This window comes from Amycolatopsis viridis, assembly GCF_011758765.1.
Lineage (GTDB): Bacteria > Actinomycetota > Actinomycetes > Mycobacteriales > Pseudonocardiaceae > Amycolatopsis_E > Amycolatopsis_E viridis.
Window position 1 is genome coordinate 2,195,898 of sequence record NZ_JAANOU010000001.1, and the last position, 26,008, is coordinate 2,221,905.

General features: G+C 72.4%; 26 protein-coding genes, 1 tRNA gene and 1 pseudogene. 12 read left to right on the forward strand and 16 right to left on the reverse strand.

Features of this window, described 5'->3' with window-relative positions; translation table 11 throughout:
* Positions 1 to 25 precede the first annotated feature (25 nt).
* The 3 genes from FHX46_RS10815 to FHX46_RS10825 all read right to left on the reverse strand — a co-directional run bounded on the left by FHX46_RS10815 (position 26) and on the right by FHX46_RS10825 (position 3,458).
* Positions 26 to 1,552: an alpha/beta hydrolase gene (locus FHX46_RS10815; RefSeq protein ID WP_313886084.1), complete on the reverse strand. Its 1,527-nt coding sequence runs from the start codon at positions 1,550 to 1,552 to the stop codon at positions 26 to 28.
* 67 nt (positions 1,553 to 1,619) lie between these two features.
* Positions 1,620 to 2,693 (reverse strand): ATP-dependent DNA ligase, encoded by a 1,074-nt coding sequence (locus tag FHX46_RS10820; protein ID WP_167112949.1) that lies wholly within the window; start codon positions 2,691 to 2,693, stop codon positions 1,620 to 1,622.
* A gap of 9 nt (positions 2,694 to 2,702) precedes the next feature.
* Entirely contained in the window at positions 2,703 to 3,458 is a 756-nt protein-coding gene (locus FHX46_RS10825) for a pyrimidine reductase family protein (RefSeq protein WP_208400102.1), read from the reverse strand.
* A gap of 55 nt (positions 3,459 to 3,513) precedes the next feature.
* On the opposite strand from FHX46_RS10825, the gene zapE reads away from it, so the two are divergent.
* Positions 3,514 to 4,542, forward strand: coding sequence for a cell division protein ZapE (gene zapE / locus FHX46_RS10830; protein WP_167112951.1), 1,029 nt, complete (start codon positions 3,514 to 3,516; stop codon positions 4,540 to 4,542).
* On the opposite strand, the gene FHX46_RS28990 is transcribed toward zapE, so the two are convergent.
* From FHX46_RS28990 to FHX46_RS10870, 8 genes are all read right to left on the reverse strand, one after another.
* Positions 4,445 to 5,080, reverse strand: a complete 636-nt coding sequence (locus tag FHX46_RS28990; protein ID WP_313886085.1) for a phosphatase PAP2 family protein — start codon at positions 5,078 to 5,080, stop codon at positions 4,445 to 4,447. The genes zapE and FHX46_RS28990 overlap by 98 nt on opposite strands.
* Positions 5,077 to 6,465: a DUF2252 domain-containing protein gene (locus tag FHX46_RS10840; RefSeq protein ID WP_167112953.1), complete on the reverse strand. Its 1,389-nt coding sequence runs from the start codon at positions 6,463 to 6,465 to the stop codon at positions 5,077 to 5,079. Before FHX46_RS10840 ends, FHX46_RS28990 begins: the two co-directional genes overlap by 4 nt.
* Positions 6,466 to 6,577: 112 nt before the next feature.
* A complete protein-coding gene (gene rocD / locus FHX46_RS10845; protein ID WP_167112974.1) occupies positions 6,578 to 7,783 on the reverse strand; it encodes an ornithine--oxo-acid transaminase in 1,206 nt (401 codons plus the stop codon).
* 231 nt (positions 7,784 to 8,014) lie between these two features.
* Positions 8,015 to 8,218 carry a hypothetical protein gene (locus FHX46_RS10850; RefSeq protein ID WP_167112976.1) on the reverse strand — a complete coding sequence of 68 codons (204 nt, stop codon included), beginning with the start codon at positions 8,216 to 8,218 and terminating at the stop codon, positions 8,015 to 8,017.
* A 33-nt stretch (positions 8,219 to 8,251) separates the two neighbouring features.
* Positions 8,252 to 8,524, reverse strand: coding sequence for a YciI family protein (locus FHX46_RS10855; protein ID WP_167112978.1), 273 nt, complete (start codon positions 8,522 to 8,524; stop codon positions 8,252 to 8,254).
* Positions 8,521 to 9,003, reverse strand: a complete 483-nt coding sequence (locus FHX46_RS10860) for an SRPBCC domain-containing protein (RefSeq protein WP_167112980.1) — start codon at positions 9,001 to 9,003, stop codon at positions 8,521 to 8,523. The genes FHX46_RS10855 and FHX46_RS10860 overlap by 4 nt, the downstream gene beginning before the upstream one ends.
* Positions 9,000 to 9,350, reverse strand: coding sequence for an ArsR/SmtB family transcription factor (locus FHX46_RS10865; protein WP_167112982.1), 351 nt, complete (start codon positions 9,348 to 9,350; stop codon positions 9,000 to 9,002). Before FHX46_RS10865 ends, FHX46_RS10860 begins: the two co-directional genes overlap by 4 nt.
* An 8-nt stretch (positions 9,351 to 9,358) precedes the next feature.
* Positions 9,359 to 9,706, reverse strand: a complete 348-nt coding sequence (locus FHX46_RS10870) for a VOC family protein (RefSeq protein WP_167112984.1) — start codon at positions 9,704 to 9,706, stop codon at positions 9,359 to 9,361.
* A 102-nt stretch (positions 9,707 to 9,808) separates the two neighbouring features.
* Between FHX46_RS10870 and FHX46_RS10875 the strand changes: the two genes are divergently transcribed.
* The 6 genes from FHX46_RS10875 (at position 9,809) to FHX46_RS10900 (ending at position 18,765) form a co-directional block, all read left to right on the forward strand.
* Complete coding sequence (locus tag FHX46_RS10875) at positions 9,809 to 11,902, forward strand: S9 family peptidase (RefSeq protein WP_167112986.1); 2,094 nt, start codon at positions 9,809 to 9,811, stop codon at positions 11,900 to 11,902.
* Positions 11,899 to 12,855, forward strand: coding sequence for an LLM class F420-dependent oxidoreductase (locus FHX46_RS10880; protein ID WP_167112988.1), 957 nt, complete (start codon positions 11,899 to 11,901; stop codon positions 12,853 to 12,855). The genes FHX46_RS10875 and FHX46_RS10880 overlap by 4 nt, the downstream gene beginning before the upstream one ends.
* Positions 12,856 to 12,993: 138 nt before the next feature.
* On the forward strand, positions 12,994 to 14,400 hold the full coding sequence (locus tag FHX46_RS10885; RefSeq protein ID WP_167121373.1) for a pyridoxal phosphate-dependent decarboxylase family protein: 1,407 nt from the start codon (positions 12,994 to 12,996) through the stop codon (positions 14,398 to 14,400).
* Positions 14,397 to 15,677: a lysine N(6)-hydroxylase/L-ornithine N(5)-oxygenase family protein gene (locus tag FHX46_RS10890; RefSeq protein ID WP_167112990.1), complete on the forward strand. Its 1,281-nt coding sequence runs from the start codon at positions 14,397 to 14,399 to the stop codon at positions 15,675 to 15,677. Before FHX46_RS10885 ends, FHX46_RS10890 begins: the two co-directional genes overlap by 4 nt.
* A 53-nt stretch (positions 15,678 to 15,730) precedes the next feature.
* Complete coding sequence (locus FHX46_RS10895; protein WP_208401098.1) at positions 15,731 to 17,443, forward strand: IucA/IucC family protein; 1,713 nt, start codon at positions 15,731 to 15,733, stop codon at positions 17,441 to 17,443.
* Positions 17,437 to 18,765, forward strand: a complete 1,329-nt coding sequence (locus FHX46_RS10900) for a glutamine synthetase (RefSeq protein ID WP_390622607.1) — start codon at positions 17,437 to 17,439, stop codon at positions 18,763 to 18,765. Before FHX46_RS10895 ends, FHX46_RS10900 begins: the two co-directional genes overlap by 7 nt.
* On the opposite strand, the gene FHX46_RS10905 is transcribed toward FHX46_RS10900, so the two are convergent.
* Together FHX46_RS10905 and FHX46_RS10910 are read right to left on the reverse strand one after the other, a co-directional pair.
* Complete coding sequence (locus tag FHX46_RS10905; RefSeq protein ID WP_167112994.1) at positions 18,725 to 19,963, reverse strand: glycosyltransferase family 87 protein; 1,239 nt, start codon at positions 19,961 to 19,963, stop codon at positions 18,725 to 18,727. The two genes, FHX46_RS10900 and FHX46_RS10905, sit on opposite strands and share 41 nt — an antisense overlap.
* A 33-nt stretch (positions 19,964 to 19,996) precedes the next feature.
* On the reverse strand, positions 19,997 to 20,947 hold the full coding sequence (locus FHX46_RS10910; protein WP_167121377.1) for a GlxA family transcriptional regulator: 951 nt from the start codon (positions 20,945 to 20,947) through the stop codon (positions 19,997 to 19,999).
* Between the two features lie 99 nt (positions 20,948 to 21,046).
* Here FHX46_RS10910 and FHX46_RS28995 point away from each other — a divergent pair, with 99 nt between their 5' ends.
* The 3 genes from FHX46_RS28995 to FHX46_RS10920 all read left to right on the forward strand — a co-directional run bounded on the left by FHX46_RS28995 (position 21,047) and on the right by FHX46_RS10920 (position 21,934).
* Positions 21,047 to 21,208: a hypothetical protein gene (locus FHX46_RS28995; protein WP_313886086.1), complete on the forward strand. Its 162-nt coding sequence runs from the start codon at positions 21,047 to 21,049 to the stop codon at positions 21,206 to 21,208.
* A 23-nt stretch (positions 21,209 to 21,231) separates the two neighbouring features.
* Entirely contained in the window at positions 21,232 to 21,738 is a 507-nt protein-coding gene (locus tag FHX46_RS10915; RefSeq protein WP_313886087.1) for a DJ-1/PfpI family protein, read from the forward strand.
* A gap of 122 nt (positions 21,739 to 21,860) precedes the next feature.
* A tRNA-Pro gene (locus tag FHX46_RS10920) sits at positions 21,861 to 21,934 on the forward strand.
* Here the strand turns inward: FHX46_RS10920 and FHX46_RS10925 are convergent.
* Both FHX46_RS10925 and FHX46_RS10930 read right to left on the reverse strand, forming a co-directional pair.
* A complete protein-coding gene (locus tag FHX46_RS10925; RefSeq protein WP_167112995.1) occupies positions 21,900 to 22,367 on the reverse strand; it encodes a hypothetical protein in 468 nt (155 codons plus the stop codon). The genes FHX46_RS10920 and FHX46_RS10925 overlap by 35 nt on opposite strands.
* 157 nt (positions 22,368 to 22,524) lie before the next feature.
* Positions 22,525 to 22,686, reverse strand: coding sequence for a hypothetical protein (locus FHX46_RS10930; protein WP_167112997.1), 162 nt, complete (start codon positions 22,684 to 22,686; stop codon positions 22,525 to 22,527).
* Positions 22,687 to 23,829: 1,143 nt separating this feature from the next.
* Here FHX46_RS10930 and FHX46_RS29120 point away from each other — a divergent pair.
* Both FHX46_RS29120 and FHX46_RS28245 read left to right on the forward strand, forming a co-directional pair.
* Positions 23,830 to 24,183, forward strand: coding sequence for a cell division protein SepF (locus FHX46_RS29120; RefSeq protein ID WP_390622650.1), 354 nt, complete (start codon positions 23,830 to 23,832; stop codon positions 24,181 to 24,183).
* Between the two features lie 106 nt (positions 24,184 to 24,289).
* The gene (locus tag FHX46_RS28245) at positions 24,290 to 25,147 is read left to right on the forward strand and encodes a DUF4231 domain-containing protein (protein WP_208400103.1); all 858 of its coding nucleotides are present in this window, start codon (positions 24,290 to 24,292) and stop codon (positions 25,145 to 25,147) included.
* A 619-nt stretch (positions 25,148 to 25,766) separates the two neighbouring features.
* On the opposite strand, the pseudogene FHX46_RS29000 reads toward FHX46_RS28245, so the two are convergent.
* Positions 25,767 to 25,961, reverse strand: a pseudogene (locus tag FHX46_RS29000) (DNA mismatch repair protein MutT); the annotation flags it as partial.
* Between the last annotated feature and the right edge of the window lie 47 nt (positions 25,962 to 26,008).

Sequence of the window (26,008 nt, forward strand, 5' to 3'; positions counted from 1 at the left end):
CGGGCCGGATGCGCTCCGCCTCCCGTCAGGCCGGGCAGAGCGTGCCGTCGGCGGGGACCTTGCCGTCGACGAGGAACGCCCGCACCGCCTCCGCCGCGCACGGCGAGGACAGCGCACCGTGCCCGGCGCCCTGCCACGCCACCCGCACCGCGCCGGGGATCTGCTGCGCGGCGCGCGCCGTGCCGATCTCGGGCGTGACCGGGTCGATCAGGGTGCTGGTGACCACGACCGGCGGGATTCCCGGAGTGCCCGGCGTGGGCAGCGGCTCGGTTCGCGCCGGCCACGGCAGGCACCACGCCAGCGTTTGCGTCACGAGCCCGCCGAAGAGCGGGTAGCGGCCGCGCAGCTGGTCGGTCAGCCCGGCGATCCGGTCGGCGGGCACCCGCGCGGTCGTGTCGTTGCATTCGGTGGCCAGCGTCCCGTCCAGGCTGGAGGGTGCGCTGTCGGAGCCGTTGAGCGCCGGTGCGACGAACGCCGCCAGCCCGCGGATGTCGCCGGTGCGGGCGGCGTCCAGCGCCCGGGCCAGCTCGGTCCAGCGGGTCCGGTCGGCGAGGCCGGCGACCACGGCCCGCAGCGCGATGCCCGGCCCGAACACCGCGCCACCCGAGGTGGCCTGGGGTGCGGTGCGCAACCGGTCCAGCACCGCGGTGACCGTCGCGGGCGCGTCCTGCCCGACGGCCCTGCCGTAGGTGTCCAGCGTCGCCTGCTGCGCGGCGGCCAGGTCGCCGAGCACGGTCGCCGTGTCCCCGGACGGGTCCGGCACGCCGTCCAGCACGAACCGCCCGACCCGGTCCGGGAACCGGGCCGCGTAGGAGAGGAGGACCTGCGAGCCCTCGCCGTGGCCGAGCGCGTGCAGCTTCGGCACTCCCAGCTCGCCGCGGATCTCCTCGAGGTCGCCCGCGGTGCGCCAGCTGTCGAACGCCTGCTGGGTCCCGCCGAGGTCGATGGCGCACTGCTGCCCGGCCTTGCGTGCGGCGTCCAGCAGGGGTTCCAGGTCGTGGCCGGCGGGGTCGGCGTCGAGCAGCTGGGCGCGGGTGTCCTCGGGCACGCAGGACAGCGGGTCGGATTCACCCGTGCCGCGCCGGTCGACGCCGATCAGCGAGAACCGCTGCAGCAGCGCGGGCGGCAGCGTCGACGCGAGGCGGGCCGCGTAGAGGGTGCCGGGCGAGCCGTCGACGTCGTTGACCACCACCAGGGGGACCGCGCCGTCGCCCGCCCTGAGCACGGACACGCGCGTCTGGATCCGGCCCGGCAGCGCTGGTGTGTCCAATGTGGACAGCACCGTGCCACAGCTGAACCGCAGGTAGCCCGGTGCCGCGGAGCCCAGGCGGCTGCGGGTCTGCTGGTCGCAGTCGGTCCAGTCCAGCGTCGGCGAGCGTGGTTCGGTCAGGGGCGGCAACGGCACCGCCGCGGCGGAACTGGACGGCGCGGAGGAGACCGGTTCGTCGTTCTCCACGACCGGTGGCCGCTTCGACGGTCCCGCCGTGCACCCCGCGACGAGGGCCGTCGACAGCACGGCGACCACCAGACCCACGAGACCCCGGCGTGGCACGACGTTTCCTCTTTCCGCTGTGGTGCTTGTCCGCTCCGAGGTTCGCACGACCCCCGTGTGCCCGGAGTCAGCGGGTGCGCTTCACCTCGCCGTGGAAGACCGCGTCGAGGTCGTAGCGGGCCGGCTCGTCGAGCTGGGCGTAGTCGCACGAGGCCGGGTCGCGGTCCGGGCGCCAGCGCACGAACTGCGCGGTGTGCCGGAACCGCGACGGGTAGCCGCCCTCGGTGTGCTCGTAGGCGACCTCGACGACCCGCTCGGGCCGCAGCGGCACCCACGGCTGCTCGGTGGCCCGCCACCGCGTGATGCCGCCCGGCAGGCGCTGCCCGTCGACGGTGCCGTCCAGCCACGGGTGCGGCGGCCCCTCGGTGATCAGGTCCGCGAGCTCCCCGGCCAGCTCCCGGCGCCGCGTCACCGGGAACGAGCCGACGACCCCGACGTGGTGCAGCACGCCGCGCTCGTCGTGCAGGCCGAGCAGCAGCGACCCGACCGCCTCGCCGGGGGTGGAGTCCTTGTGCCAGCGCAGCCCGGCCACCACGCAGTCGGCGGTGCGCGAGTGCTTGTACTTGATCATGATCCGCTTGCCCGGCTCGTACCCGGCGTCCAGCGGCTTGCCGATCACCCCGTCCAGCCCGGCGCCCTCGAACAGCTCGAACCAGTGCCGCGCGGTGGCCGGGTCGGTGGTGGCGGGGGTGATGTTCAGGCCGCCGCCGGCCAGCTCCGCCAGCCGGGCTCGCCGCGCCGCGGTCGGCTCGCCGAGGAACGGCTCGTCACCGAGCGCGAGCAGGTCAAACGCGACGAACGTGGCCGGAGTCTGCTCGGCGAGCAGCTTGATGCGCGACTCGGCGGGGTGGATGCGCTCGGTCAGCGCGTCGAAGTCGAGGTGGCCCGCGCGGCCGACGACCAGCTCGCCGTCCAGCACCACCCGGTCCGGCAGCAGCGGCGGCAGCTGCGCCAGGACCTCCGGGAAGTACCGGTTCAACGGCTTGCCGGCCCGCGACTGCAACGTCAGCTCGGCACCGTCGCGGAAGACGAGGCAGCGGAAGCCGTCCCACTTCGGTTCGAACAGCAGCTCGTCGGAGTCCGGGATCGCCTTCGCCGGTTTCGCCAGCATCGGCTGGATCGGCGGGGTCAGCGGCAGCATGGGCCCACCCTAGCCGCGGCGGCGGTACCGCAGCATCGCGAAACCGTCCTCGACCAGCACCGATGCCAGTTCCATCGCGCGGGCCCCGCTCGCCATCCGCCCGATCGCGATGCGGTCCGCGCCCCCGCCGGCCAGCAACGGCGCCACCGTCAGGCACAGCTGGTCGACCAGGTCCTCGGCGACCAGCTCGCCGAACAGGTGCGGCCCGCCCTCGCAGTTGATCCGTTTCAGGCCGCGGCCGGCCAGCTGCGCGAGCGCGCTGCGCAGGTCGATGGTCTCCACCCCGGCGAGGAGGATGTCGGCGCCCGCGTCCGCCAGCGCCGCCCGCCGCTCCGCCGGGGCGTGCTCGGTGGTGATCACGATCGGCGGCACCGTCGTATCGGTGAACAGCGGCGCCGCCGGGTCGAGACGGGCGCTGCCGGTGACCACCGCGATCGGCGGCACCTCGGCGAGGCCGAGCCGCGCCCGGCGTGCCCGGCGTTCCGGGCTGGTGCGGGCACCGCGGTAGTTCTCCGCGCGGACGGTGCCGGCGCCGGCCAGCACCACGTCGGCCAGCAGGCGGCCGAGGAAGAAGATCCGCTTGTCCGCCGGGCCGGACAGGCCCTCGGACCGGCCCTCCAGTGTCGAGGCGCCGTCCGCGGAGGAGGTGAAGTTGGCCTGCACCCAGGGCCCGTCGAGGGCCTCCGGGTATCCGTAGATCCGTTCCAGGTCGTCGTCGGAGAGGTCGTCGAGGAGGTCGGGCCACACGCTGCGCACGATCTCCATCACATCACGGCCGGAGGGCACCGGCTCGCCGCCGTGCTCCCGATACCCTGGGCGGATGCCCGCGCACCTCACCGACCGGCGTCCCGAGCTGGGGGCGGACGAGCTGATCGCCGCACTGGTGCCGCCGCCGCGCTTCGACGCCGTGCGGTTCGCCACCTACGTGCCGAACCCGGACGAGCCGAGCCAGGCGCAGGCCGTGCGGGACTGCTCGGCGTTCGCGGCGCGCATCGGCGCAGCGGCCCCGAAGAAGTCGAAGCTGCGGGCGCTGTTCGGCGGGGGATCGGCGCCCGACCCGGCGACCCTCGGCCTCTACCTCGACGGCGGGTTCGGCGTGGGCAAGACCCACCTGCTCGCCTCCACCTGGCACGACGCGCCCTCGCCCAAGGCCTACGGCACGTTCGTCGAGCTGACCCACCTGGTCGGCGCGCTCGGGTTCGGCGAGGCGGTGCGGCGGCTGTCGGAGCACCGGCTGCTCGCGATCGACGAGTTCGAGCTGGACGACCCTGGCGACACGATGCTGGTCACCCGCCTGCTGCGGGAGCTGACCGACGCCGGTGTGCACGTGGCGGCGACCTCGAACACGCTGCCGGACAAGCTGGGCGAGGGCCGGTTCGCGGCCGAGGACTTCCTGCGGGAGATCCAGTCGCTGTCGTCGCGGTTCTCCGTGGTGCGGGTGGACGGGCCGGACTACCGCCACCGCGGGCTGCCCGAGGCGCCGCCGCCGGTGGACGAGGAGACCCTGCTGACGTCGGCGGAGACCCGTGAGGGCGCGACGCTGGACGACTTCGACGCGCTGTGCGCCCACCTGGCGACGCTGCACCCGTCCCGCTACGGCCGTCTCGTCGACGGCGTGTCCGTCGTGCACGTCCGCGGTGTGCGGCCGGCGCCGGACCAGAACGTCGCGCTGCGGCTGGTCGCCTTCGCCGACCGGCTCTACGACCGGGCCATCCCGGTGGTCGTCTCCGGCGAGTCGCTCGCGGCCCTGTTCACCGAGGAGATGCTGCAGGGGGGCTACCGGAAGAAGTACCTGCGGGCGGTGAGCCGTCTGACGGCACTCGCGCGAGACGCCGCGTCGGTGAGCTGAGCGCGAGCACCGCGGCGACGGCGAAGCACGCGCCGCCCAGCACATCGGTGGGGTAGTGGTAACCCAGCCCGACCAGCCCGACACCGGCGACGACCAGCACGAACCCGCCGATCGAGGCGGTGATCGCGGTGGCCGCACCGGGGCGGGCGAGCAGCACGAGCACGGTGAGGGTGGCGGCCAGGCTGACGGTGTGCCCGCTGGGGTAGGCGAGGTCGCTTTCCTTCGTCCGGTCGAACAGCGGCTTGAGCACCCACGTGTTGAGCGCGATCGGCACCGCGACACCGGTGACCGCCAACGCCACGCCGTCCCAGCGGCGGCCGAGCGCGCAGGCGAGCACGACGATCCCGAGCAGCGGCAGCAGCACCACCGGTTCGGTGGGCAGCACGAACAGGTGCAGCAGCGCGGGCTGACCGGCCGCGGCGCCGTAGATCCACGCCGTGATCCGCGTGTCGATGCCGCCGGCGGTGGTGTCCCCGGCGAACGGAATCCCGACGGCGACCGTGACCACGGCGCAGGCCGCGGCCACGCCCCACCTCACCGGTCACCCCGTGCCACCGGGAGACGGCCCTGCTCGACCGCCCGGACCAGCTCGGCGTGGTCGGCCTCGGTCTGGTCGGCGTATCGCACCGCGAACCGGCCGATCGCCTCGTCGAGCCGGTCGTCGCCGTCGAGGTACCCCGCGAGCAGCCGCGGGTGGATCGACCGGATGTGCGCGCGGGCGAGCAGCGCACCGGCGAGGCGGCCGTAGTCGTCGAGATCCGTGCCGCTCAGCTCGGTGGGCTCGATGGAACCCTTGTGGTTGCGGAACTGCCGCACGATGAACGGCCTGCCCGCGATGGTCGTCCAGCCGAGCAGGATGTCGGACTCGGCCTGCACCAGACGCGTGCCGTGCACGATGCGTTGTCCCTCGTGCTCGGTGCGGTGCTCCGGAAGGTACGGCGTGAGCGCTGACGGCCGGGCCTCCTTGACCTGCAGCACCAGGTCCTCGTCGGTGTTGCCGTGCAGCAGCACCAGGTAGCTGCGCAACCCGACACTGCCGGTGCCGACCACGCGGAAGGCCACATCGGCGATCCGGTATCGGGCTATGAGGTTGCGGCGCGATTCGCGGAGGGTGTGCACATAGGACACCAGGCTGTCGGCGACCGCGCCGGCGGTGGCCTCGTCGACGCGCCGCAGCACGGGCGGGTCGACGAGGTCACTGACGAACCGGTGCCGGCTCAGGCCGGCCGGGTGGTCGTCGATGCGCTCGGTCCACTTGGCGGCGACGCGGGCGCTGGTGTTGCGGCGTGCCTTCTCCGCGGCCGCCCCGAACTCGTCGGCGAGGTCCTCGGCCCGCACGTCGGACGAGACGTCCTCGTCGCCGAGCGCGGTCCACGACCGCAGGAACGGTGCGGTACCGAGCCGGCGCACGACGCGCCGGTAGGACTTCACCGAGTCCTCGGCCGCGTCCTGGCAGTCCTTTTCGGACACACCGCCCGCGCGCCCGGCCAGGACCAGGCTGGCGGCGAGGCGCTTGAGGTCCCACTCCCACGGGCCGCGCACGGTTTCGTCGAAGTCGTTGACGTCCATCACGATCCGCCCGTCCGGCGTGCCGTACAGGCCGAAGTTCGCGGCGTGCGCGTCACCGCAGATCTGGGCGGAAAGCCCGCTGTGCGGTGTTCCGGCGAGGTCGGCGGCCATCAGCCCGGCCGCGCCGCGGAAGAACGCGAACGGCGACACGATCATGCGCCCGATCCGCAGCGGGATCAACTCGTCGAGGCGTCCGTCGTTGCCCGCGTCGACGAACTCGACGACGCCCGGCCGGTGCGCGCCCTTCGCGTCGTGGTCGTGCACCGCCGGCGGGGTGCGCGCGGCCAGTTCGCGTCCGCGCGCGTGGAGTTCCGCCGGGTCGCTCACCTCGCCCGGCACCAGGGCCCGTTCCATCCCCGCCTCCTCCCGCCGTCTGCACCGTCCGCACAGTCTGCACAACGTACGGCGGGTGCCGGAGGTTTCTGGGACTGGCTCACCGGGCGGTGACGCGCCCCGGTGCGTGCGGTCAGCGGGTCAGGACGCCGGCGAGGATGTCCAGGCCGCGGTCGAGGTCCGCCTCCGCGATCGTCAGCGGCGGGGCCAGGCGGAGGGTGGCGCCGTGGGTTTCCTTGGCCAGCAGGCCCTTCTCCGCGAGCGCCGCGCATGCCTCGCGGCCGCTCAGGCCGCCCGGGGTGATGTCGATGCCGGCCCACAGGCCGCGTCCGCGCACCTCGGCCAGGCCGTGGCCGACCAGTTCGCCGAGCCGGGCGTGCATCCGCGCCCCGAGCTCGGCGGACCGCTGCTGGAACTCGCCGGTCGACAACAACGTGATCACCGCCCGGCCGACCGCGCAGGCCAGCGGGTTCCCGCCGAACGTGGACCCGTGCTCGCCGGGCTTGAGGACCCCCAGCACGTCGCGGCGCCCCACCACCGCGGACAGCGGCACGATGCCGCCGCCCAGCGCCTTGCCCAGCGTGTACAGGTCGGCCCGCACGCCGGCGTGCTCCAGCGCCAGCAGCGCGCCGGTGCGGGCCAGCCCGGACTGGATCTCGTCGGCGATCAGCAGCACGCCGGCCTCGTCGCACAGCCGCCGCGCCTCCGCCAGGTAGCCCTCCGGCGGCACCAGCACCCCGGCCTCGCCCTGGATCGGCTCGAGCAGGACTGCCGCGGTGCGCTCGGTGATCGCGTCCCGCAACGCCGCCGCGTCGCCGTACTTCACCACGGTGAACCCCGGCGTGTAGGGCCCGAACCCGGCCCGCGCGGTCTCGTCCGTGGAGAACGAGATGATCGTGGTGGTGCGCCCGTGGAAGTTCGATCCGGCGACCACGATCTCCGCCCGGCCGTCCGGTACGCCCTTGACCTCGTAGGCCCACTTGCGGGCGATCTTCAGCGCAGACTCCACCGCCTCCGCACCGGAATTCATCGGCAGGACCATCTCGGTGCCGGTCAGCTCCGCCAGCTCGCGGCAGAACGAACCCAGCTGGTCGTGGTGGAACGCGCGCGAGGTCAGCGTGACCCGCCCCAGCTGCTCCTGCGCGGCGGCGATCAGCGCCGGATGGCGGTGCCCGAAGTTCAGCGCGGAGTAGGCGGACAGGAAGTCGAGGTAGCGGCGGCCCTCGACGTCGGTCACCCAGGCGCCCTCGGCCTCGGCGATCACGACGGGCAGCGGGTGGTAGTTGTGCGTGCTCCAGCGCTCGTCGAGCGCGATGAACTCGGCCGCGGAGGTCGTCATGCCACTCAGGTTAAGGGCAGCCGGAGGTGGGAATCATCCGTTGATCGTTGCTGGCACGAGCTGATCGTTGCGCAGTTACCCGCGATACCGGTGGTTCGTTGCGCCCGGAGCGAGGGCAGGGAGGCCCGCGTCAGTCGCGGCGTCTGCCAGGCGGTCGTCATAGGTGACGAAGCCGTCGAGTGGCTCCTCGCTGAGGAGTTCGATGGCCGGACGTGTCGCCGGGTTACGCGCTCAGCGCCGATCTTCGTCGCGTTCACGGAGGTCACGGAGAGCGTCGCCGAGCCGGTCGCTGCCGTCGCCCGCATGCATGCGCGGGCGGTACCCGGGACGGGTGGCGCGCTGCGCGCGGCCGGAAGTGAGCAACTTCGCCATGACCGGGCTCGTGTGGTGCCGCGGCTCCCGCAACTCCACGCGGTCGTCGTCTCGAGCCGTCATGCTACGAACGTATCGGAGAATTGTGGCCACTTCTCACGGCGTCAGGATCTCGTCCCACGCGCGGACGTACCAGTTCCGCACCACCCCGTGGCGCACGAAGGGATCCCCGCCGGCGAACTCCTCCGCGGCCTCCCGTGTCCGGAACACGCTGAGCGCACCGTTGCGCTCCGGATCTTCGAGCGGGCCGACGAGCAGCAGGTCGCCACGGGCGTGGAACTCACGGAGCCGCGCGGAGTGGCCGGCCATGTGCGGGGCGCCGCGTTCGACGACGTTGTCGGCGGGCTCGTAGAACAGCAGGTACTTCATGCCGCCCCCGCCGCTTCCGCCGCGAACCGGCCGAGGATGTGCGCCCAGCCCTCGGTGAACGCGCCGCCGGCGTAACCACCGTCGCGGGCGCAGGCGGCGCGGAGCTGGTCGTCGTCCAGGGCCTCCCAGCCGCGGTGCTCGACCGCGACCCGGGTCAACCCCGGCCCGAGCGCCCGGAAGGTCAGCTCCACCTCGGTCGGCGCCGGGGTGACCAGCCAGGTCATGGTGAACCGCTCGGGGGGCTCCCACGCCAGAACCTCGCCCCAGTCGTGCTCGGTGCCGTCCTCCCACGTCTCGTAGACCCGGCCGCCGGGCCGGCGTTCGAAGGTCACGTCCCGCACCCGGTCGCGGCCGCGCGAAAAGGGCTCGACCGGCCACCACACGCCGATCGTCCGGACGAACGTGTCGAAGGTGTGCGCGGCGTCGCTGCGCACCAGGGTCGCCTGCCGCACCGGCGGGCGGCTCAGGATCCCGGTCATGCCGATCCTCTCGCCGTGTCGTGTTCGCCGATCCCCCGCTCAGCTTCGACCAGCCGCCGGGCCGTGTCGAGGGATGAGGCCCACATGTCGTCGAGGAAGCGCCGCAGGCCGGCGAGCCCGTCCGGCCGCGCCCGGTAGAGCCGGCGCGTGCCGACGCGGCGCTCGTCGAGCAGGCCCGCGTTCTTCAGGATGGTGAGGTGCTGGCTGACCGCCGTGCGGCTCACGTCGAACGACTCCGCGATCTCGCCGGCGGCCAGCTCGTCGTGCGCGACCAGCCGGAGGATCGCCCGCCGTCTCGGCTCCGCGAGTGCCCGCAGCGCCTCGTCCGTCCGCTCGTCCTCCGTCATGCCCGCTCCTACGCCCAGAGTCCGACCGGGTTGCCGTCCGGGTCGGTGAAGATCGCGAACCGCCCGAAGTCGCCGGGCAGGTCGGTCGGCGGCACCAGCCGCTTCCCGCCCAGCTGCTCCGCCCGGTCCAGGTACGCGTCGAGGTCGTCGACCCGCAGGTAGATCTTGACTCCGGTGTCACCGGGTGCGGTCGACGGCCCGATGCCGCCGCCGATGCCGCCGCCCGTGTCGACGAGCGCGTAGCCGCCCATCGCGGGATCGGCGCTGACCTGCCAGTCGAACAGCTCGGCGTAGAACGTCCTGGCCCGTTCCGCGTTCGCGCTGATCACTTCGAAGAACGCCACCTGCTGACCCATGACTGCTCCCTTCTGTCAGGAAAAGCTAACGTTAGTGGTCGCTGACAGAAGAAGTCAACCAGCGCTCGCCAAGACGGGCCGCGGTTTGACAGAGTGCGAGGCGTGACCGACGAGCACTCCTTCCTGCGCATGCAAGCCCGCACCCAGCGCTTCACCCTGGGCACCCCGCGCGAGTTCCGCGTCGCCCCGGACGGGGGGCGGCTGCTGTTCCTGCGGTCGGAATCCGGCACCGACCGGCGCAACAGCCTGTGGGAACTGGACCTGACCGAGGGCACCGAGACCAAGATCGTGGATGCCGCCGAGCTGCTGCCCGGGGAGGAGGAGCTGCCCCCCGAGGAGCGCGCGCGCCGCGAGCGGATGCGGGAGAGCGCGGGCGGCGTGGTCGGCTACGCCGTCGACGACGAGTTCCGCGTGGCCGCGTTCTCGCTGTCCGGCAAGCTCTACACCGTCGACCTGGGCACGCGCGAGGTGCGGGAACTGGTCGGCGGCGCGGTCGTCGACCCCCGTCCCGACCCGACCGGCACGCACGTCGCCTACGTCCGGGACCGCGCGCTGCGGGTCGTCGACCTCACCACGGGCGAGGACACCGTGATCGCGGGCGAGAACGGCGACGACGGCGACGATGTCGCCTGGGGGCTCGCGGAGTTCATCGCCGCCGAGGAGCTCGGCCGTGCCCGGGGCTACTGGTGGTCGCCGGACGGCACCACCTTGCTCGTCGAACGCACCGACCGGGCGAACGTGCCGCGCTGGACGATCTCCGACCCCGCGCACCCCGAGGCCGGCGCGAACACCGTCGCCTACCCCGCGGCCGGCACCACGAACGTCGACGTCTCGCTGTCCTTCTTCGGCCTCGACGGCACCCGCGTGGACGTCGAGCGCGGCGACTGGGAGTACCTGGTCGCGGTGCACTGGTCGGCCGGCGGTCCGCCGCTGATCGCGGTGCAGCCCCGGGACCAGCGCGAACTCGCGATCCACGCGGTGGACCCGGCGGACGGCTCGACGAAGCTGCTGCACACCGAGACCGACCCGCACTGGGTCGAGATCGTCCCGGGCGTGCCGGCGTGGACCGCGGACGGACGGCTGGTGCACGTCAGCGCCGCCGACGGCAGCTACCGCCTGGTGATCGACGGCGACCCGGTGACCGAGCCCGGTCTGCAGGTCCGCTCGGTGCTGCACGTCGGCGCGGAGGTGCTGTTCAGCGCCTCGGCGGAGGACCCGACGCAGATCCACGTCTACCGCACCGGGCCGGACGGCGTGACCCGCCTGTCCGACGGCGACGGTGTGCACGTCGGCGCGGGCACCGCCGACATCACCGTGCTCTCGTCGTGGAGCCTGCGCCACAGCGGCCCGGAGGTCACGGTGCTGCGCAACGGCCGTCCGCTCGCGCAGGTGCGGTCCCACCCGGCCGATCCCGGCCTGGTGCCCGACCCGCGGTGGCTCACCGTGGGCGAGCGCGGGCTGCGTGCCGCGCTGCTGCTGCCCACCGGGTACCGGCCCGCGGACGGCAAGCTCCCGGTTCTGCTCGACCCCTACGGCGGACCGCACGCCCAGCGGGTGCTGCAGAGCCGCAACGCGTTCCTGACTTCGCAGTGGCTGGCCGACCAGGGCTTCGCGGTCCTGGTCGCGGACGGTCGCGGTACCCCGGGCCGCGGGCCGGCGTGGGAGAAGGAGATCGCGCGGGACCTGGCCGGGGTCACGCTCGCCGACCAGGTGGACGCGCTGCACGCGGTCGCCGCCGAGCACCCCGAGCTCGACCTGTCCCGGGTGGCCATCCGCGGCTGGTCCTACGGCGGTTACCTGTCCGCGCTGGCCGTGCTGCGCCGCCCGGACGTCTTCCACGCGGCCGTCGCGGGCGCCCCGGTCACCGACTGGTCCCTCTACGACACCCACTACACCGAGCGCTACCTGGGCCTGCCGGAGCAGGACGCGGACTGCTACGAGCGCAACTCGCTGATCGCGGACGCACCGGGCCTGCGCCGCGCGCTGCTGATCGTGCACGGTCTCGCCGACGACAACGTGTTCGTCGCGCACGCGCTGCGGCTGTCCGCGGCGCTGCTGGCCGCCGGCCGGCCGCACGTCTTCCTGCCGCTGGTCGGTGCCACGCACATGACGCCGCAGGCCGAAGAGGTCGCGGAGAACCTGATGCGGGTCCAGGTCGACTGGATCCGCCGAGAGCTGGAGGCTGCTGCGCGATGAAGCGCTGGGGTATCACGATTCCGCTGACCGGGGTGCCGCTGGCCGCGCACCGTGAGCTGATCGAGCGGCTGCCCGCGCTCGGCTACACCGACGCCTGGTCCGCCGAAACCGCGGGGACGGACGCGTTCTCGCCGCTGCTGCTGGCCGCGCAGTGGGCGCCGGAGCTGCGGCTGGGCACGGCGATCGTGCCGGTGTACACGCGCGGCCCCGGCCTGCTGGCGATGTCCGCGGCGACGCTGGCCGAGGCCGCGCCCGGCCGGTTCGTGCTCGGCATCGGCGCGTCCTCGCCGGTCATCGTGCAGAACTGGAACGCCACCGAGTTCGCCAAGCCGTTCGCCCGCACCCGCGACACCCTGCGGTTCCTGCGTGCGGCGCTGGCGGGGGAGAAGGTGACGGCGGAGTACGAGACCTTCTCGGTGAGCCGGTTCCGGCTGGAACGGGCACCGGAACCGGCGCCGCCGATCATGCTCGCCGCGTTGCGGCCGGGGATGCTGAAGCTGGCCGCCACGGAGGCCGACGGCGCCATCACGAACTGGCTCTCGCCGTCGGACGTGCGGCAGGTGCGGGCCGAGGTCGGGCCGGACACCGAACTCGCGGCCCGGATCTTCGTCTGTCCCACCACCGATCGCGATGCGGCGCGCGGGCTCGGCCGGATGATGATCAGCAGCTACCTGACCGTGCCGGTGTACGCCGCGTTCCACGAGTGGCTGGGCCGCGGCGAGGTGCTCGCGCCGATGCACGAGGCGTGGCGCGCGGGCGACCGCAAGCGGGCGAACGAGGTCATCCCGGACGAGGTGGTCGACGATCTGATCGTGCACGGCAGCCCCGCGGAGTGCCGGGAAAAAGTGCAGTCCTATGTGGACAACGGGCTGACCACCCCGGTGATCGCGCTGCTGCCCACCGGCGAGGACCCGGTGCGGCAGGTCGAGGCGCTCGCCCCGGCCCGGGGATGACCCCGTTGGCGGCATGACGTGCGCTCCGCGGCCGGGCACTGTAGGAGGAACGTGCCTGCCCGGGGTGTGCCCGCGCGCACCGTGTCCGTATGGTGGCTTAGCGTAGGCATACCTAAGGAGTGGTGAGTGGGCGAGACGATGCCGGAAAGCGTCGCGCTGGCCGGCGGCCCGGAGGGGCACCGGCGACTGGCCGAGCTGATCCCGTTGGTCCTCGACGGGCTGGCCGCGGGAACCGCCGAGCGCGGCGGAGCGGCCCCGGCCGGCGGCCCGGCCGCCGTAGCGGCGGGGCTGGCGGCGCTGACCGGGGCGCGACCCCTGGCCGGGGCCACCGGGGTCGGCGCGGCGCAAGCGCTTACCGAGCTGTCCCGGCTCCTGGCTGCCGGCTCGGTCGACCCCGCGGACCCGGCGTGCGCGGCGCACCTGCACTGCCCGCCCCTCGCCGTCGCGGTGGCCGCCGACGTCGTGGCGAGCGCGCTGAACCCGTCGATGGACTCGTGGGACCAGGCGCCGGTGGCGAGCGAGATCGAACGCGAACTGACGGCGCTCGTCGCCCGGCTCTGCTACCCGGACGCGGCCGCACCGGACGCGCTCGTCACCACCGGCGGCACCGAGTCGAACCTGCTCGGGCTGCTGCTCGCCCGCGAGCAGGACCCGGCCGTCCGGCCCGTGTGCGGGCGCAACGCCCACCACAGCGCGTCGCGGGCGGCGTGGCTGCTCGGGCTGCCCGCGCCGATCCTGATCGACTGCGACGGCGAGCGCATGCGGCCCGGCGCCCTCGCCGACGCCCTGCGCGACCTGGATGGCCGCGCGGTGGTGGTCGCTACCGCGGGCACCACGGACACCGGCGCGATCGACCCGCTGCGTGCCCTCGCCCAGGTGTGCCGCCGCCACGGCGCCCGCCTGCACGTCGACGCCTCCTACGGCGGGCTCGCGCTGTGCAGCGCGAAACTGAAGACCCGGCTGGACGGCCTGGCGGAGGCCGATTCGGTCGCGCTCGACGCCCACAAGTTCGGCTGGCAGCCCATCTCCGCGGGCCTGCTCGCGGTGCGCGAGGCCGCCGACCTCGCGGCGCTGTCGGTGCGCGCCGAGTACCTCAACGCCGACGACGACACCGAAGCCGGGCTGCCCGACCTGCTCGGCCGCTCCCTGCGCACGTCCCGCCGTCCGGACGCGTTCCGGATGGCCGTCACCCTGCGGGCCCTGGGCATCGAGGGCATGGGCGCGCTGGTCGAGCACTGCTGCACCACCGCGGCCGGCGTCGCCGCGATGATCGAGGCGCACCCCGCGTTGCGGCTGTGGGGCGCGCCGACGCTGTCCACCGTGCTGTTCCGGCCCGCCGGCGCGGACGACGAGCTGGTCACGCGCGTGCGGCGGACCCTGCTGGAGGCCGGGACCGCCGTCGTCGGCCGTGCCACGATGCCCGACGGCGTGTGGCTCAAGCTGACCCTGCTGCACCCGCGGGCCAGCGCCGAGGACTACCGGCCGGTGCTGGAGTCGGTGGTCGCGACCGCGGCGGAGCTGGCCGGAAGCGTGGTCCTGCGGTGAACCCGGTCGATCTGGCCGGGGTCGGGATCGGCCCGGCCAACCTGTCGCTGGCCGCGCTCGCCGCACCGGTCGCGGACCTCACGGTCGCGCTGTACGAGCGCAGCCCGCAGTTCCGCTGGCACCCCGGCCTGCTGCTGGACGGGGTGACGCTGCAGGTGCCCTTCCTCGCCGACCTGGTCTCCCTGGCCGACCCGACGAGCGAACTGTCCTTCCTGAACTACCTGCGCGAGCGGGACCGGCTCTTCCCGTTCTACTTCGCCGAGCGGTTCCACGTTCCCCGTGCCGAATACGACGACTACTGCCGGTGGGTCAGCGAGCGGCTGGACAGCTGCCGCTTCGGCGTCGAGATCAACGCGATCGAGTGGCGCGACGGGACGTTCCGGCTGCGCTCCACGGCCGGTGAGCTCAGGGCACGCCACGTCGTGCTCGGCATCGGCACCGAACCCTGGATGCCGGCACCGCTGCGTGACCTCGCCGCGGTCCCCGGCGCCCCGGTGATCCACTCGGCGGAGTACCTCGCCGAACGCGAACGGCTGCTCGCGCTGCCCGCGGTCACGGTCGTCGGTTCCGGCCAGTCCGGCGCCGAGGTGTTCCTCGACCTGCTGCGGCACCGCAAACAGCCGGCGGGCCTGCGGTGGGTGACGCGCACGGTGTCGTTCGCGCCGATGGAGTACTCCAAGCTCGGGCTGGAGCAGTTCACGCCCGACTACACGCGGTTCTTCCACCGGTTGCCGGAGGCCGAGCGCGACCGGCTGCTGCCCGCGCAATGGCAGCTGTACAAGGGCATCGACGACGCCACGATCGCCGACATCCACGACGAGCTGTACCGCCGCACCGTCGGCGGCGGGTGGCCGGGAGTCACCCTCACGCCGGGCGTGGAGGTCGTGTCCGCGGCGCGGGACGGCGAGCGGATCGCGCTCGGCCTGCGGCACCGGCAGCAGGGCAGTACCGCGACCTGGGTGACCGACGCGGTGGTCGCCGCCACCGGCTACCGCGAGCGGCCCCTCGACGGCCTGCTCGGACCGCTGGCGGACGCGGTCGCCCGCGACGGCCGCGGCCGTCCGGTCGTCGAGCACGACTACCGGTTGCGGCTCGCACCGGAGATCGGTGGCGCGATCTTCGTGCAGAACGCCGAGCGGCACACGCACGGCGTGGGCGCGCCGGACCTCGGCCTGGCCGCCTGGCGGGCCGCCTCGATCGTCAACGCGGTCTGCGGCCGCACCGTCTACCGGCTGCCGTCGCGCACGGCGTTCACCCGGTTCGGGCTGGAGGAGTGAGCGTGGAACCTGCTCAGGCGTGGCGCGCGGCCGGCACCCTGATCGTGCACAAGATGCTCGGCGAGCTGTCCTACGAGGGCCTGTTCGCCCCTTCGCCGGTGGGCGGTGAGGAGCCCGGGCAGCACCGGCCCTGGCGTCTCGCGCTGCCCGGCGTGACCTACGAGTTCCGGGCGCGCCGGGGAGCGTTCCAGTCCTGGACGGTGCAACCGGATTCGGCCACCCGCGACGGCGCACCGGCGACCGATCCGCGCGTACTGGTCGTGGACGCGCGCAAGGAACTGGGGTTGTCCGGCGCGCGGCTGGCGGACGTGCTGGCCGAGCTGACCGCCACGGTCACCAACGAGGCCGCCCGGCTGCGCCGCGCACCGACCGCCGCGGAACTGTCCACGATGGACTACAACCTGGCGGACGGGCACCTGACCGGGCATCCGCGGCTGGTGCTGAACAAGGGCCGCGTCGGGTTCTCCGCGGCCGACCGCGCCCGCTACGCGCCGGAGGCCGGGACCGACGTGCGGCTGCGGTGGTTCGCGGTGCACCGCGACCACGCGCGCTTTCGGAGCGTGGCCGGGTTGTCGGCCGAGCAGCTGTTCGCCGGTGAGCTGGACGACGACCAGCGTGCGGAGTTCACGCGCCGCGCCGACCCGGCGGACTACGTCTGGGTCCCGGTGCACCCGTGGCAGGCGGACGAAATCCTGGGCACCCTGTACGCCGGTGAGCTCGCCACCGGGGTGATGATCGAGCTGGGCGAGTCCCGGGACGCCTACCGTCCACACCAGACGGTGCGCACCCTCGCGAACACGACCCGCCCCGACCGCCGCGACGTCAAGACCGCGGTCTCGGTGCGCAACACCCTGGTCTACCGCGGCCTGGCGGCCGGGGCGACCCTCGCCGGCCCGGCGGTGACCAGCTGGCTCAAGCAGGTCGGCGCGGCGGACCCGCTGCTCACCGGTGAGTACCGGTTCGAACTGCTCGGGGAGGTGGCGAGCGTCTCGGTCGAGCACCCGCTGTTCGGCACCCTCGAGGAGCTGCCCTACCGGTTCCACGAAACGCTCGGGGCGCTGTGGCGCGAACCGCTGCGGTCGCGCCTGGCCGAAGGTGAGCAGGCGATCTCGTTCGCCGCGCTGCCCTACCGCGACCCGTCAGGCGCCGCGGTCATCACCGGCCTGATCGAGCGGTCCGGCTGGGACGCAGAACGCTGGTGCGCCACGGTGTTCGACCTGCTGCTCACCCCGCTGCTCCAGTGGCTGCTGCGCTACGGCGTGGGGTTCTGCCCGCACGGCCAGAACCTGATCCTGATCGCCGACGAGCGCGGCCGGCCGCTGCGGGTGGCGATCAAGGATTTCGCGCAAGGCGTCGACCTGCTCGACGAGGACCTCGACTGCTACCGGCTGCTCCCGCCGGAGGCCGCCGACGAGATGCTCCGGTGGCCGCCGCACCTGCTCGCGCAATCGCTGTTCAGCTCGGTGTTCTCCGGGCAGCTGCGGTTCTGGGCGGAGATCCTGCTCGACGACCTGGGCTTCCCGCGGGCCCGGTTCTGGGAGCTGGTCCGGGAGGTCGTGGGCCGCTACCGCGCGGACAACCCGGACGTCGCCGCGCGGTTCGACGGCTGCCTGCTGTTCGCGCCGGACGTCGAACGGGTCACGCTGAACCGGGAACACCTGGCCGGGCAGGGCTTCGACAAGGTCGACCGGGACGACGAGTTCGACGTGCGCTGGGGCCGGGTGCCCAACCCGCTGCACGCCGCGGATCCGGCGGGGGCGTGGTGAAATCGCCCCGCCCGGTCGGGCCGCGCACGCTCGCCGAACGCGCCGCCGCCGCCCGCGGCATGCGGGCCGCGCTGGCCCGGGGCGACTCGTCCCGGGTGCTGCTGCTGGTGCCCGACCCGCACGCGCGGTTCGCCGCGGTCGAGCTGTCCGGGCGGTTCGTGGCCGAGGAGGTGCTGGCCGGCGGCTACGGGCTCTGCACCTACGTGTTCGTGTGGGACGTGGACCGCGAACCGCTGCCGCTGGGGCCGGACCACCTCCTGGCGCGGTACCTCGGCGGCTACGGCGACCTGCGGATGCGGCCCGACCCGGCGACGATCACCGCGCTGCCGGACGGGTTGTGCGGCATCGTGTGCGACGTCGAATGGCCGGACGGGCAGCCGGTCCGGGCCGCGCCGCGGCACGCGCTGACCGAACAGCTGACCGCTCTGGAAGCACTGGGGTACGTGCCCTCGGCGGGGCTCGAGCACGAGGTGGTGTTCCGGGACGCGGACGGACCGCTGAGCCCGCACGGCGTGGACTACGCGGTCGGCGGGACCGAGCGGATGCGACCGCTGCTGCGCGACCTCCGCGTGGCGCTGGACCGCTCCGGGCTCGGGGTGGAGTCCGCCCGCGCGGAATGCCACCCCGGGCAGTACGAGATCGTGCTGCGGCACCGGGACGCGCTCGCCGCGTGCGACGACGCCCTGCTGCAGCAGCTCGTGGTGCGGTCGGTGGCCGCCGAGCACGGGGTGACGGCGAGCTATCTGGCCGCCCCGGAGCCGGGACAGGGCAGCTCGTGCCACGTGCACCTGTCGCTGGCCACGGTCGCCGGTGAACCCGCCGCCGGGAGCGGCACCGGGTTGCCCCCGGTGATGGCGTCGTTCCTCGCCGGGGTGCTGCGGGACGCGGCGGCGCTCACACCGATCTGGGCGCCGACGTGGAACAGCTACGTGCGATTGCGGACCGCGCCGTTCTCGCCCCGCGAGCTGCGCTGGGGCGTGGACGACCGGACCGCCGCGGTGCGGGTCGCGGGACGGGACGGGTCGCTGCGGCTGGAGTTCCGCTTCGCCGGTGCCGACGCGCAACCCCACCTGGTGCTCGCGGCGCTGCTGGCCGCGGGCCGGGCGGGCATCGAGGAGCGGCTTCCGGCGCCGCCGCCCGATGCCGTGCTCGGTGCGCTGCCCGGCACGCCGTGGGAGGCGCTCACCGGGCTCGACCGGGTTGCGAAACTGCTCGGGGACGAGGTCGCGGCCCAGCAGGAGGCGCTGCTGCGGGCGGAAGTCGACGCGGGCTGCGCGGCGGTCACGGACTGGCAGCGCCGGCGGGGCGCCGCGCGGGGGTGACCGGCTCGTCCAGGGGCTGCGGCCGCTTCCGCCGGAGGATCGCGAAGGCGAGCAGCAGCGCGACGCCCAGCAGCACGTAGGTGGCGGCGGAAAGCTGCTCGAGGAGGCTCCAGTCGCGGTGCACCACGGGAAAGTCGGTCTGCGGCAGGTGGTGGAACGGCGCCAGGATGAAGAGCACCGTCGTCAGCACGCCCCACGCGACCCAGGCGGCCGCGAGCCACGACCGTTCCGCGGCGCGGCGGGCGGCGAAGGCCAGCATCACCACCAGCGCCGGCACCACCCACACGTAGTAGTGCGACCACGAGGTGGGGGACACGAGCAGCGCCAGACCAGCGTTGGCCAGCAGCGCGAGCACCGGCTCGGCCCGCCGCATCGCGCTCGCCACCACGGCCAGCAGCGCGAGCACCAGCACGATCCACACGGCCTTCTCCGCCACCCCGGACAGCCCGGTGCGGACGATCACCGCCTCGATGGCCTGGTTGGTACTGAACGCGGTGCCGCTGACCCCGCCGCCGCTCAGACCACCCCGGAACCAGTAGGTGATCGAGCCGCCGAAGTCGGCGGCGAAGCCGATCGCGGTCGCCACGCCGAACGTGATCGCCGAAACGATCGCCGACCGGTAGTCGCGGCGGATCAGGAAGAACAACACGAACGCCGCGGGGGTCAGCTTCAGCGCCGCCGCCAGGCCGATGCCGAACCCGCGCGGCCAGACCGTGCGCCCGGCGAGGCAGTCGACCGCCACCAGGGCCATCATGATGATGCTGACCTGCCCGAAGCCGAACGTATCGCGCACCGGTTCGAGGAAAACCGTCAGCGGCAGCACGACCGAGGCCACCGCGACCCCGCCGTCCCGGCCCAGCGACGGCCGCACCGCGCGGACCACCAGGTAGACGGTGCCGAACACGCAGAGCCAGTTGAGGATGTACAGCGTCGTCACCGCGGCGTTCCACGGCAGCATCGCCAGCGGCGACAACAGCAGCGCGGCGAACGGCGGGTACACGAACGGCAGATGCGCGCCGTTCGCCACCGCCGGCAGCGGGCCGTACATGTCCTTGCCGTCCCACCAGGCCTGCACGCCGAAGCGGTAGACTTCCAGGTCGAGCTGGGGACGCGCGGGCAGAGCGTGCATCATGCCCAGCGTCGCGAAGAACAGCCAGACCGCACACGGCACCGGCAGCAGCCACAGGTATTTGCGCATCGCGATACACTGTAGCGATTCAATAACCGCTGCTCACGCCGCCCTGCGGTGTACCCGCCGGTAAGCCGACGGAGGTGTCCCGCACAGCTCCACGAATGCCTGTCGCAACGTCTCGGCCGAGCTGAAGCCGCAGCGCCGCGCGACGGCGGTGAGCGGCAGGTCCGTGGTGGCGAGCAGCTGCGACGCGGCTTCGGTGCGGGCGCGCCGGACGAACCGCCCCGGTGGGGTGCCCAGGTGCTGCTGGAACAGCCTCGTCAGCTGCCGTGTGCTCAAACCCGCCCGCGCCGCCAGCGCGCCGGTCGACAAGTCGCCGTCCGGATGTCCGGTGATCTGGGCAACGAGGTCGGCCACCTGGCGGTGCCCGGGCGGGGGAGCGGCGAGGAACATGCTGACCTGTGCCTGGTTGCCCGGCCGCTGCAGGTAGGTGACCAGTGAGCGGGCCACCTCGCGGGCCATCGTGGGGCCGTGGTCGGCCTCGACGAACGACAACGTGAGGTCCAGCCCGCTGGTGACCCCGGCGGCCGTGTGGACGTTGCCGTCCTGGACGAACAGCGGTGCCGGGTCGACGGTGACCGCGGGGTAGTCGGTCGCCAGCTTGCCCGCCCACCTCCAGTGGGTGGTCGCCGTGCGGCCGGTGAGCAGGCCCGCCGCCGCGAGCACGCTGGCCCCCGTGCAGACCGACGCGACCCGCCTCGCCCGGGCAGCCACCCGGCGGACGTGCCTGATGAGGTTGACGTCCGCCGCGGCCCGCTCGTGCCCGAACCCGCCCGCGATGATCAGGGTGTCGACGGGGCCGCGGAGCTGGTCGAGCCGGCCCTGGGCGGCGAGCTGGATGCCGGCTTGGCAGCGGATGGGGCGGCCGTCGAGGCTGACCACGCGGATGTCGTAGGGCGGCGTGGCGCCGTGGTGGTTGGCGGCGTCGAGGACGTCGTGGGGGCAGGCGATGTCGAGCAGTGCGGACTCCGCGTATCCGACGATCACCATGCGGCGCACAGCGCAAGGGTAGCCGTCCGTGCGACGACGATCCCAGGCTTCCGGACATCCGTCCGCCACAGCACGGTCGCGGGCGGCATCGTGACCGGCATGAAGACGATTGCTTTCGTGCTGTACCCGGGGCTGACGCCGCTGGATCTCGTCGGTCCGCTCCAGGTGTTGTCCGCGCTGCCGATCGCCGACCCGTCCTTCGAGACGGCGGTCGTCGCCGCGTCCCTGAACCCCGTCCCGAGCGACACCCCGTCCGCCTGACGGCCGACCGCACCTTCGACGAGGTGCCCGCCCCGTACGCCCTGGTGGTGCCCGGCGGGCTGGCCGGCACCATGCGCGCCCTGGCCGATCAGCGGCTGGTGGACTACGTGCGCTCCGCGGCTGCGACGGCGGAGGTGACCGCGTCGGTGTGCACCGGTTCCCTGATCCTCGGCGCGGCCGGCCTGCTGAAGGACCGCGAAGCGACCACACACTGGTCGTTCCTGGAGACACTGCGCGAATTCGGCGCCCTGCCCGTCCGGCGCCGCTGGGTGGCCGACGGGGCGGTGCTGACCGCGGCGGGGGTCGCCGCCGGCATCGACATGGCCCTTCACCTGGCGGCGCGGTTCGCCGGCGAGGACGCCGCGCGCGTACTGCAGTTCGCCATCGAGTACGACCCGGAGCCGCCCTTCGGCGGCCTCGACTGGAGCGCCGCCCCGCGAGAACTGTTCCACGGGCTCGGGAGGAGTGCCCTGGCCGAGGGGCTGGCGGACGAACCCGCGCTGCGGGCCCGCCTGACCGCGCGGCTCTGATCGGACGCTTCGAACGCGGTCCCGCCGTTTCCCCAGGTGGAGCGGATGAGGGACCCCGCTACCGGGGCGAGTGCCGTCCGTAATAAGCTAGTCCCCGTCGCCGCCGCTGCGGTGGGGACGGCCGGGCTGTGGCGCAGTTTGGTAGCGCACTTGACTGGGGGTCAAGGGGTCGCAGGTTCAAATCCTGTCAGCCCGACGGTCTGTGGGAGCCCGCTGGCTCTGGGTGGAAGCCCAGGTCGGCGGGCTTTCTTCGTGTTTACCTCACGTTCGCTCAGCCTCGTCGATGGTCCATGCTGCTGATGCACGCTCGCGACGGCGTCGTGCCAGCGGCGTTCCAGGCTGTCCAGCAGGCGGGTCTCGACTTCAGCGGCGAGGTGGGAATAGACGTCACGGATCTCGTCGGAGATCCGGTGCCCCAGCCGCCGCGACTGGGCGACTTCGGGAATGCCGTCGGCGATCATCCAGGTCTTGTCACTGTGCCGGAGATCGTGGAAGCGCAGTCCAGGCAGGATTGGCTGCACCCGCACCTCGGGTCGCACCCGCTGAAGATTCCCGTCGGCCGCGGGCCGCATCGCGCGGCGGGAAAAGTTCGACCGCCGCAACAGCTGGTGCTCGGCACTGACGAACACATGCGGATGGTCATGACTGTCGAGATAGGCCCGCGGCGGCGGAATGAGGAACGGCGGCAGGGAGATGGTGCGCGCGGAACACGCCGTCTTGGGCGGGCCGAGTTCGAGCTGCCCGTTGACTTCGTGCAGCGCGCCGAGGTGGGGATCGATGACGATCTCACCCGTCGTCGAGATGGGTGTTGGGGCGGTGGAGGCCGATCAGCTCGCCCCAGCGGGCGCCGGTCCAGGCCGCGGTGATGATGAGCAGTCCGGCCCACAGGCCGACCAACGCGCTGGCCTGCGCCGCGATCGCGACGACCTGCTCCGGCGTTGCCCACAACTGCTCGGTCCGGAGCTGATGCCGTCGGCGGCCGTGCCGCCGACGGCTGGATCGGGTTGACCGGGATGAGGCGCTCGTCGGCGGCGTCGGCCAGCATCATGGTCATCAGCCCCGCCCCTCTGCGTCAATCCCCGCCTGGAGCCAGGTCGCTCCCGGGGTGACGCTTCTCCATGATGAGCGATTGTCTCGACCACCGACGAGCCCCGAAAACGAGTACGGGGAATGTGCCCCCGAGGGCGGCTCCACCCAGACGCACACCGGCTTCGGCGCTGCTGACGCGCGTGGCGTTGCCGGATCGCGCCGATGGTGATGGAGCGCCGGAAGCGTCTGGCGGAAGGGACACCGCCAGACGTCTCGCCGGATAGCTCGGGGCAGTCGCCTTCCGGTGTTGTCGCAACCTACCGGCGGAATCTGGAGGAGGAGTTCGCAGGTTAGCCGCGGTCGCCGGGAGCCGGTCTGGCCCGGGGACGACACCTGCCCTGGTCCACTTTCCGGCACCCGTGTCCTCAGCGGTGGCGACCGGAAGACCTGCGGGCAGGCGTTCCCGCTGTTCGCGAGTCCCTCGGCCCGCACCGTCGACGCGATCGAGTCCGTGGACTTTAACCCTCGGCTCCGACCTCCGGCTGTACTCCAACGTGAACCACGCCAACTGCTCGCGATGCCAAACGGGTGCCACGACGACCCGCCGCCAGCGCGGCGCTAAAAGGGTCCCGTGGCTTGACGCCTGTGAGGACTGCTGCTGCAGCGCGAGGCCCCTCGCGGCCGTTGTATCCGGGGACTGAGCCGCGATGGCCCCAGATCTGTCGGCCCGACATCGAACTTGCATACGTGGTCGCAAACCCGAACGGGATAAGAAAGGTTGTCGTCGCGACTCAATTCACTCGTACGGGCGCGTAACGGCGAGGGGGAGTCAACTTGAGTAACCGGCGATTGCGGCCGAATGGATGATCTTGTCGTGCTCCGGGCAGAGTTGCGTCAGCAGGGGTTGGAAGAGCGAAGGTCGACGCTATCATCTCGCCAATGAGCTCTGGGGAGGGGACGCTTCCGTTCGTCCAAACTGTGGCCTGGCCACTTCTCTTTCTGCTCGTGGCCGTCATTGCCGCGGTGGTCCTGCTTCGGTGGCGGCAAGGGGAAAGTCGCCGAATGCGGCCAATTTTTCCAAGTTCGTCTCGGTCACGTGACGGAGGCGAATTGTCGGCGACGGTGTCGCAGGCTGCTGCGGAGGCGGAGGAGTCGGCCTCGGCGGTCGCGGTGCAACCGCCTGACTCGGTAGTTCATTTGCAGCAAGCGATCCGTGTCGCCCCGGTCGTATTCGCTGAGGACAGTCGTCAGATCACCCAGTACTACCGCGCTGGGCGTGTCGTTCTCGTGGACCTCTCGGCGAGCGCGCCTGGCGTGGCTGTCCGAATCGTCGATTTCTGCAGTGGATTGACGATCGGGAGTGCGGGTGTCTTGTTCCCGGTCGCGGGGACAGTGTTGCTGCTGACGCCGCCCTGAGCACGAATGCCCCTTTGAATACGTGCCGCTGCGACAGTAAGGGTGTTCTGTTGTGCCTGGACAGATGAGGAAGAGGTCCTCGCAGGACGACGGTGAGCCGAGGGAGATGACTCCCGAGGAGTTCGTCGAGGCTCAAGAACGGGCACGAGCGGCGAACGTGCAGTTGCTCGAGATCGACAGTCAGATCCGTCAGTTCGAGTTCGAGGTCCGCTATGCGCGGCGGCGTCGCCGGCGGGCCGTGCTGTCCTGCGTCTTCGGGCCCGCACTCCTGCTCGTCTTCTACGTCATGTACTGGCTCCCCTTGAGCTCATCTCTGCTGAGCGCCATTCTGATCCCCGGGATTCCCGTCAGCCTCGGGTGCTGCTGCGCGGCCTATCACCTGCTGAAGAATCCAGGCGGCCTACCTGTAGGGGACTCTAAGATGCGTCGAAGCGCCGAGGAATCGGAACTGGAGATCGCCAAGCTGCGCGACACGCGCAAGCTCAAGATCGCCGACGGAACGTTCCCCCAGAAAACCAGAAGGATCATCTATAAGGACGACGCATTCAAGGAGATCGAGAAGCTTCGGGCGGACAGCAACCGTTATCGGCGGATCAACAACGCGTTTCAGGGAATCCTCATTGTCGGGTCACTTGCGGCGACGGCCGCGTCCGGTGTCGCTTCCGGTGAGCAGGGCGTGCGCTGGGCTGTGCTCGGCGTCTCGCTCGCGGTCGGCATCGCCAGCGGCTTCATGGGCTACTACAAGTACAAGGAGCGCTCCTTCTACCTCCAGCAGACGGCCGACTCGATCGAACATGAGTGGGAGGCATTCGAGGTAGGCGTCGGTCGCTACAAGTACTGCGACACGGAAGAAATCGCGCTCCGGGAGTTCGTCGAGGAGGTCCATCGGCTCAAGTCGGAGCAGCGGAAGCGCGAGCAGAATCTGGAGCAACCGCCGGAGGCTCGCGATGCACATGAACGTTGAGAGTTTCATTTGACCCAAGGACCGCCCGGGGCGGCTCAGTCGCGGGCTTGTCTCGCAGGGAGGAAGTGTCGTTAGGGGAGGCCACCGTGCCGAGCGCGCCGTCATCGCAGCGTTTGGGGCGATCCTAGAACTCCGAACGGGGTGGCAGCTCGCACGACGGCGTGCCGCTCAACCGGGCGCAATGCTCGCCGGGCGCTGGGACCAGGTGAACGCGCTCGACACGGTGTCCGGAGCTGGTCCTCGCGCCTCCGCAGGCACGCTGCGTGGCACGACCGCTAGATGTGGCTGGCGAACTCAGTCGGCACCCAGCTCGAGGGGTCGATCTGTCAGCAGTGGATCCTGCGCCGTGATCCGTCCGCAACGGGTAGCTGGCTCCGGGAATGGAGAGTGCTGGCGGCGTCGAGAGGGCGGTGGTGCTGCCTATGCCGACGTCGACCTTCGTGGTGACGGTGATGCCGTCGACTCAGTCCCCGTACTAAATCGCTATCGAAGTCGCCGTGCCCGGAACCGCTCCTGACGACCTCAGCCGAGGATGCTTGCGGGAGTTGTGATGGGCCGGCCGCAGACGGCGAAGGCTGTCCAGCGAGGCAGGCGTGGATGCCAGCGGCGGGATAGTCGATCAGGCCCAGGGGGAGGTTGTCGAGGGGAACCAGTCGATGGCGGAGCATTTGTCGGGTTCGCGGTTGGCTGGCGTTCCGGCCCAGCGGGTGGCGAGGAAGAACAGCCCGAGGCGGGGCTCGACGCCGGATTCGTTGACGTCGAGGGTGTGGACGTGCTGGAGGTCGGAGGGGTCGATGAGGACGCCGACTTCCTCTTGGGCTTCTCGTACTGCCGCGTGGAGGACGGATTCGCCAGCGTCGA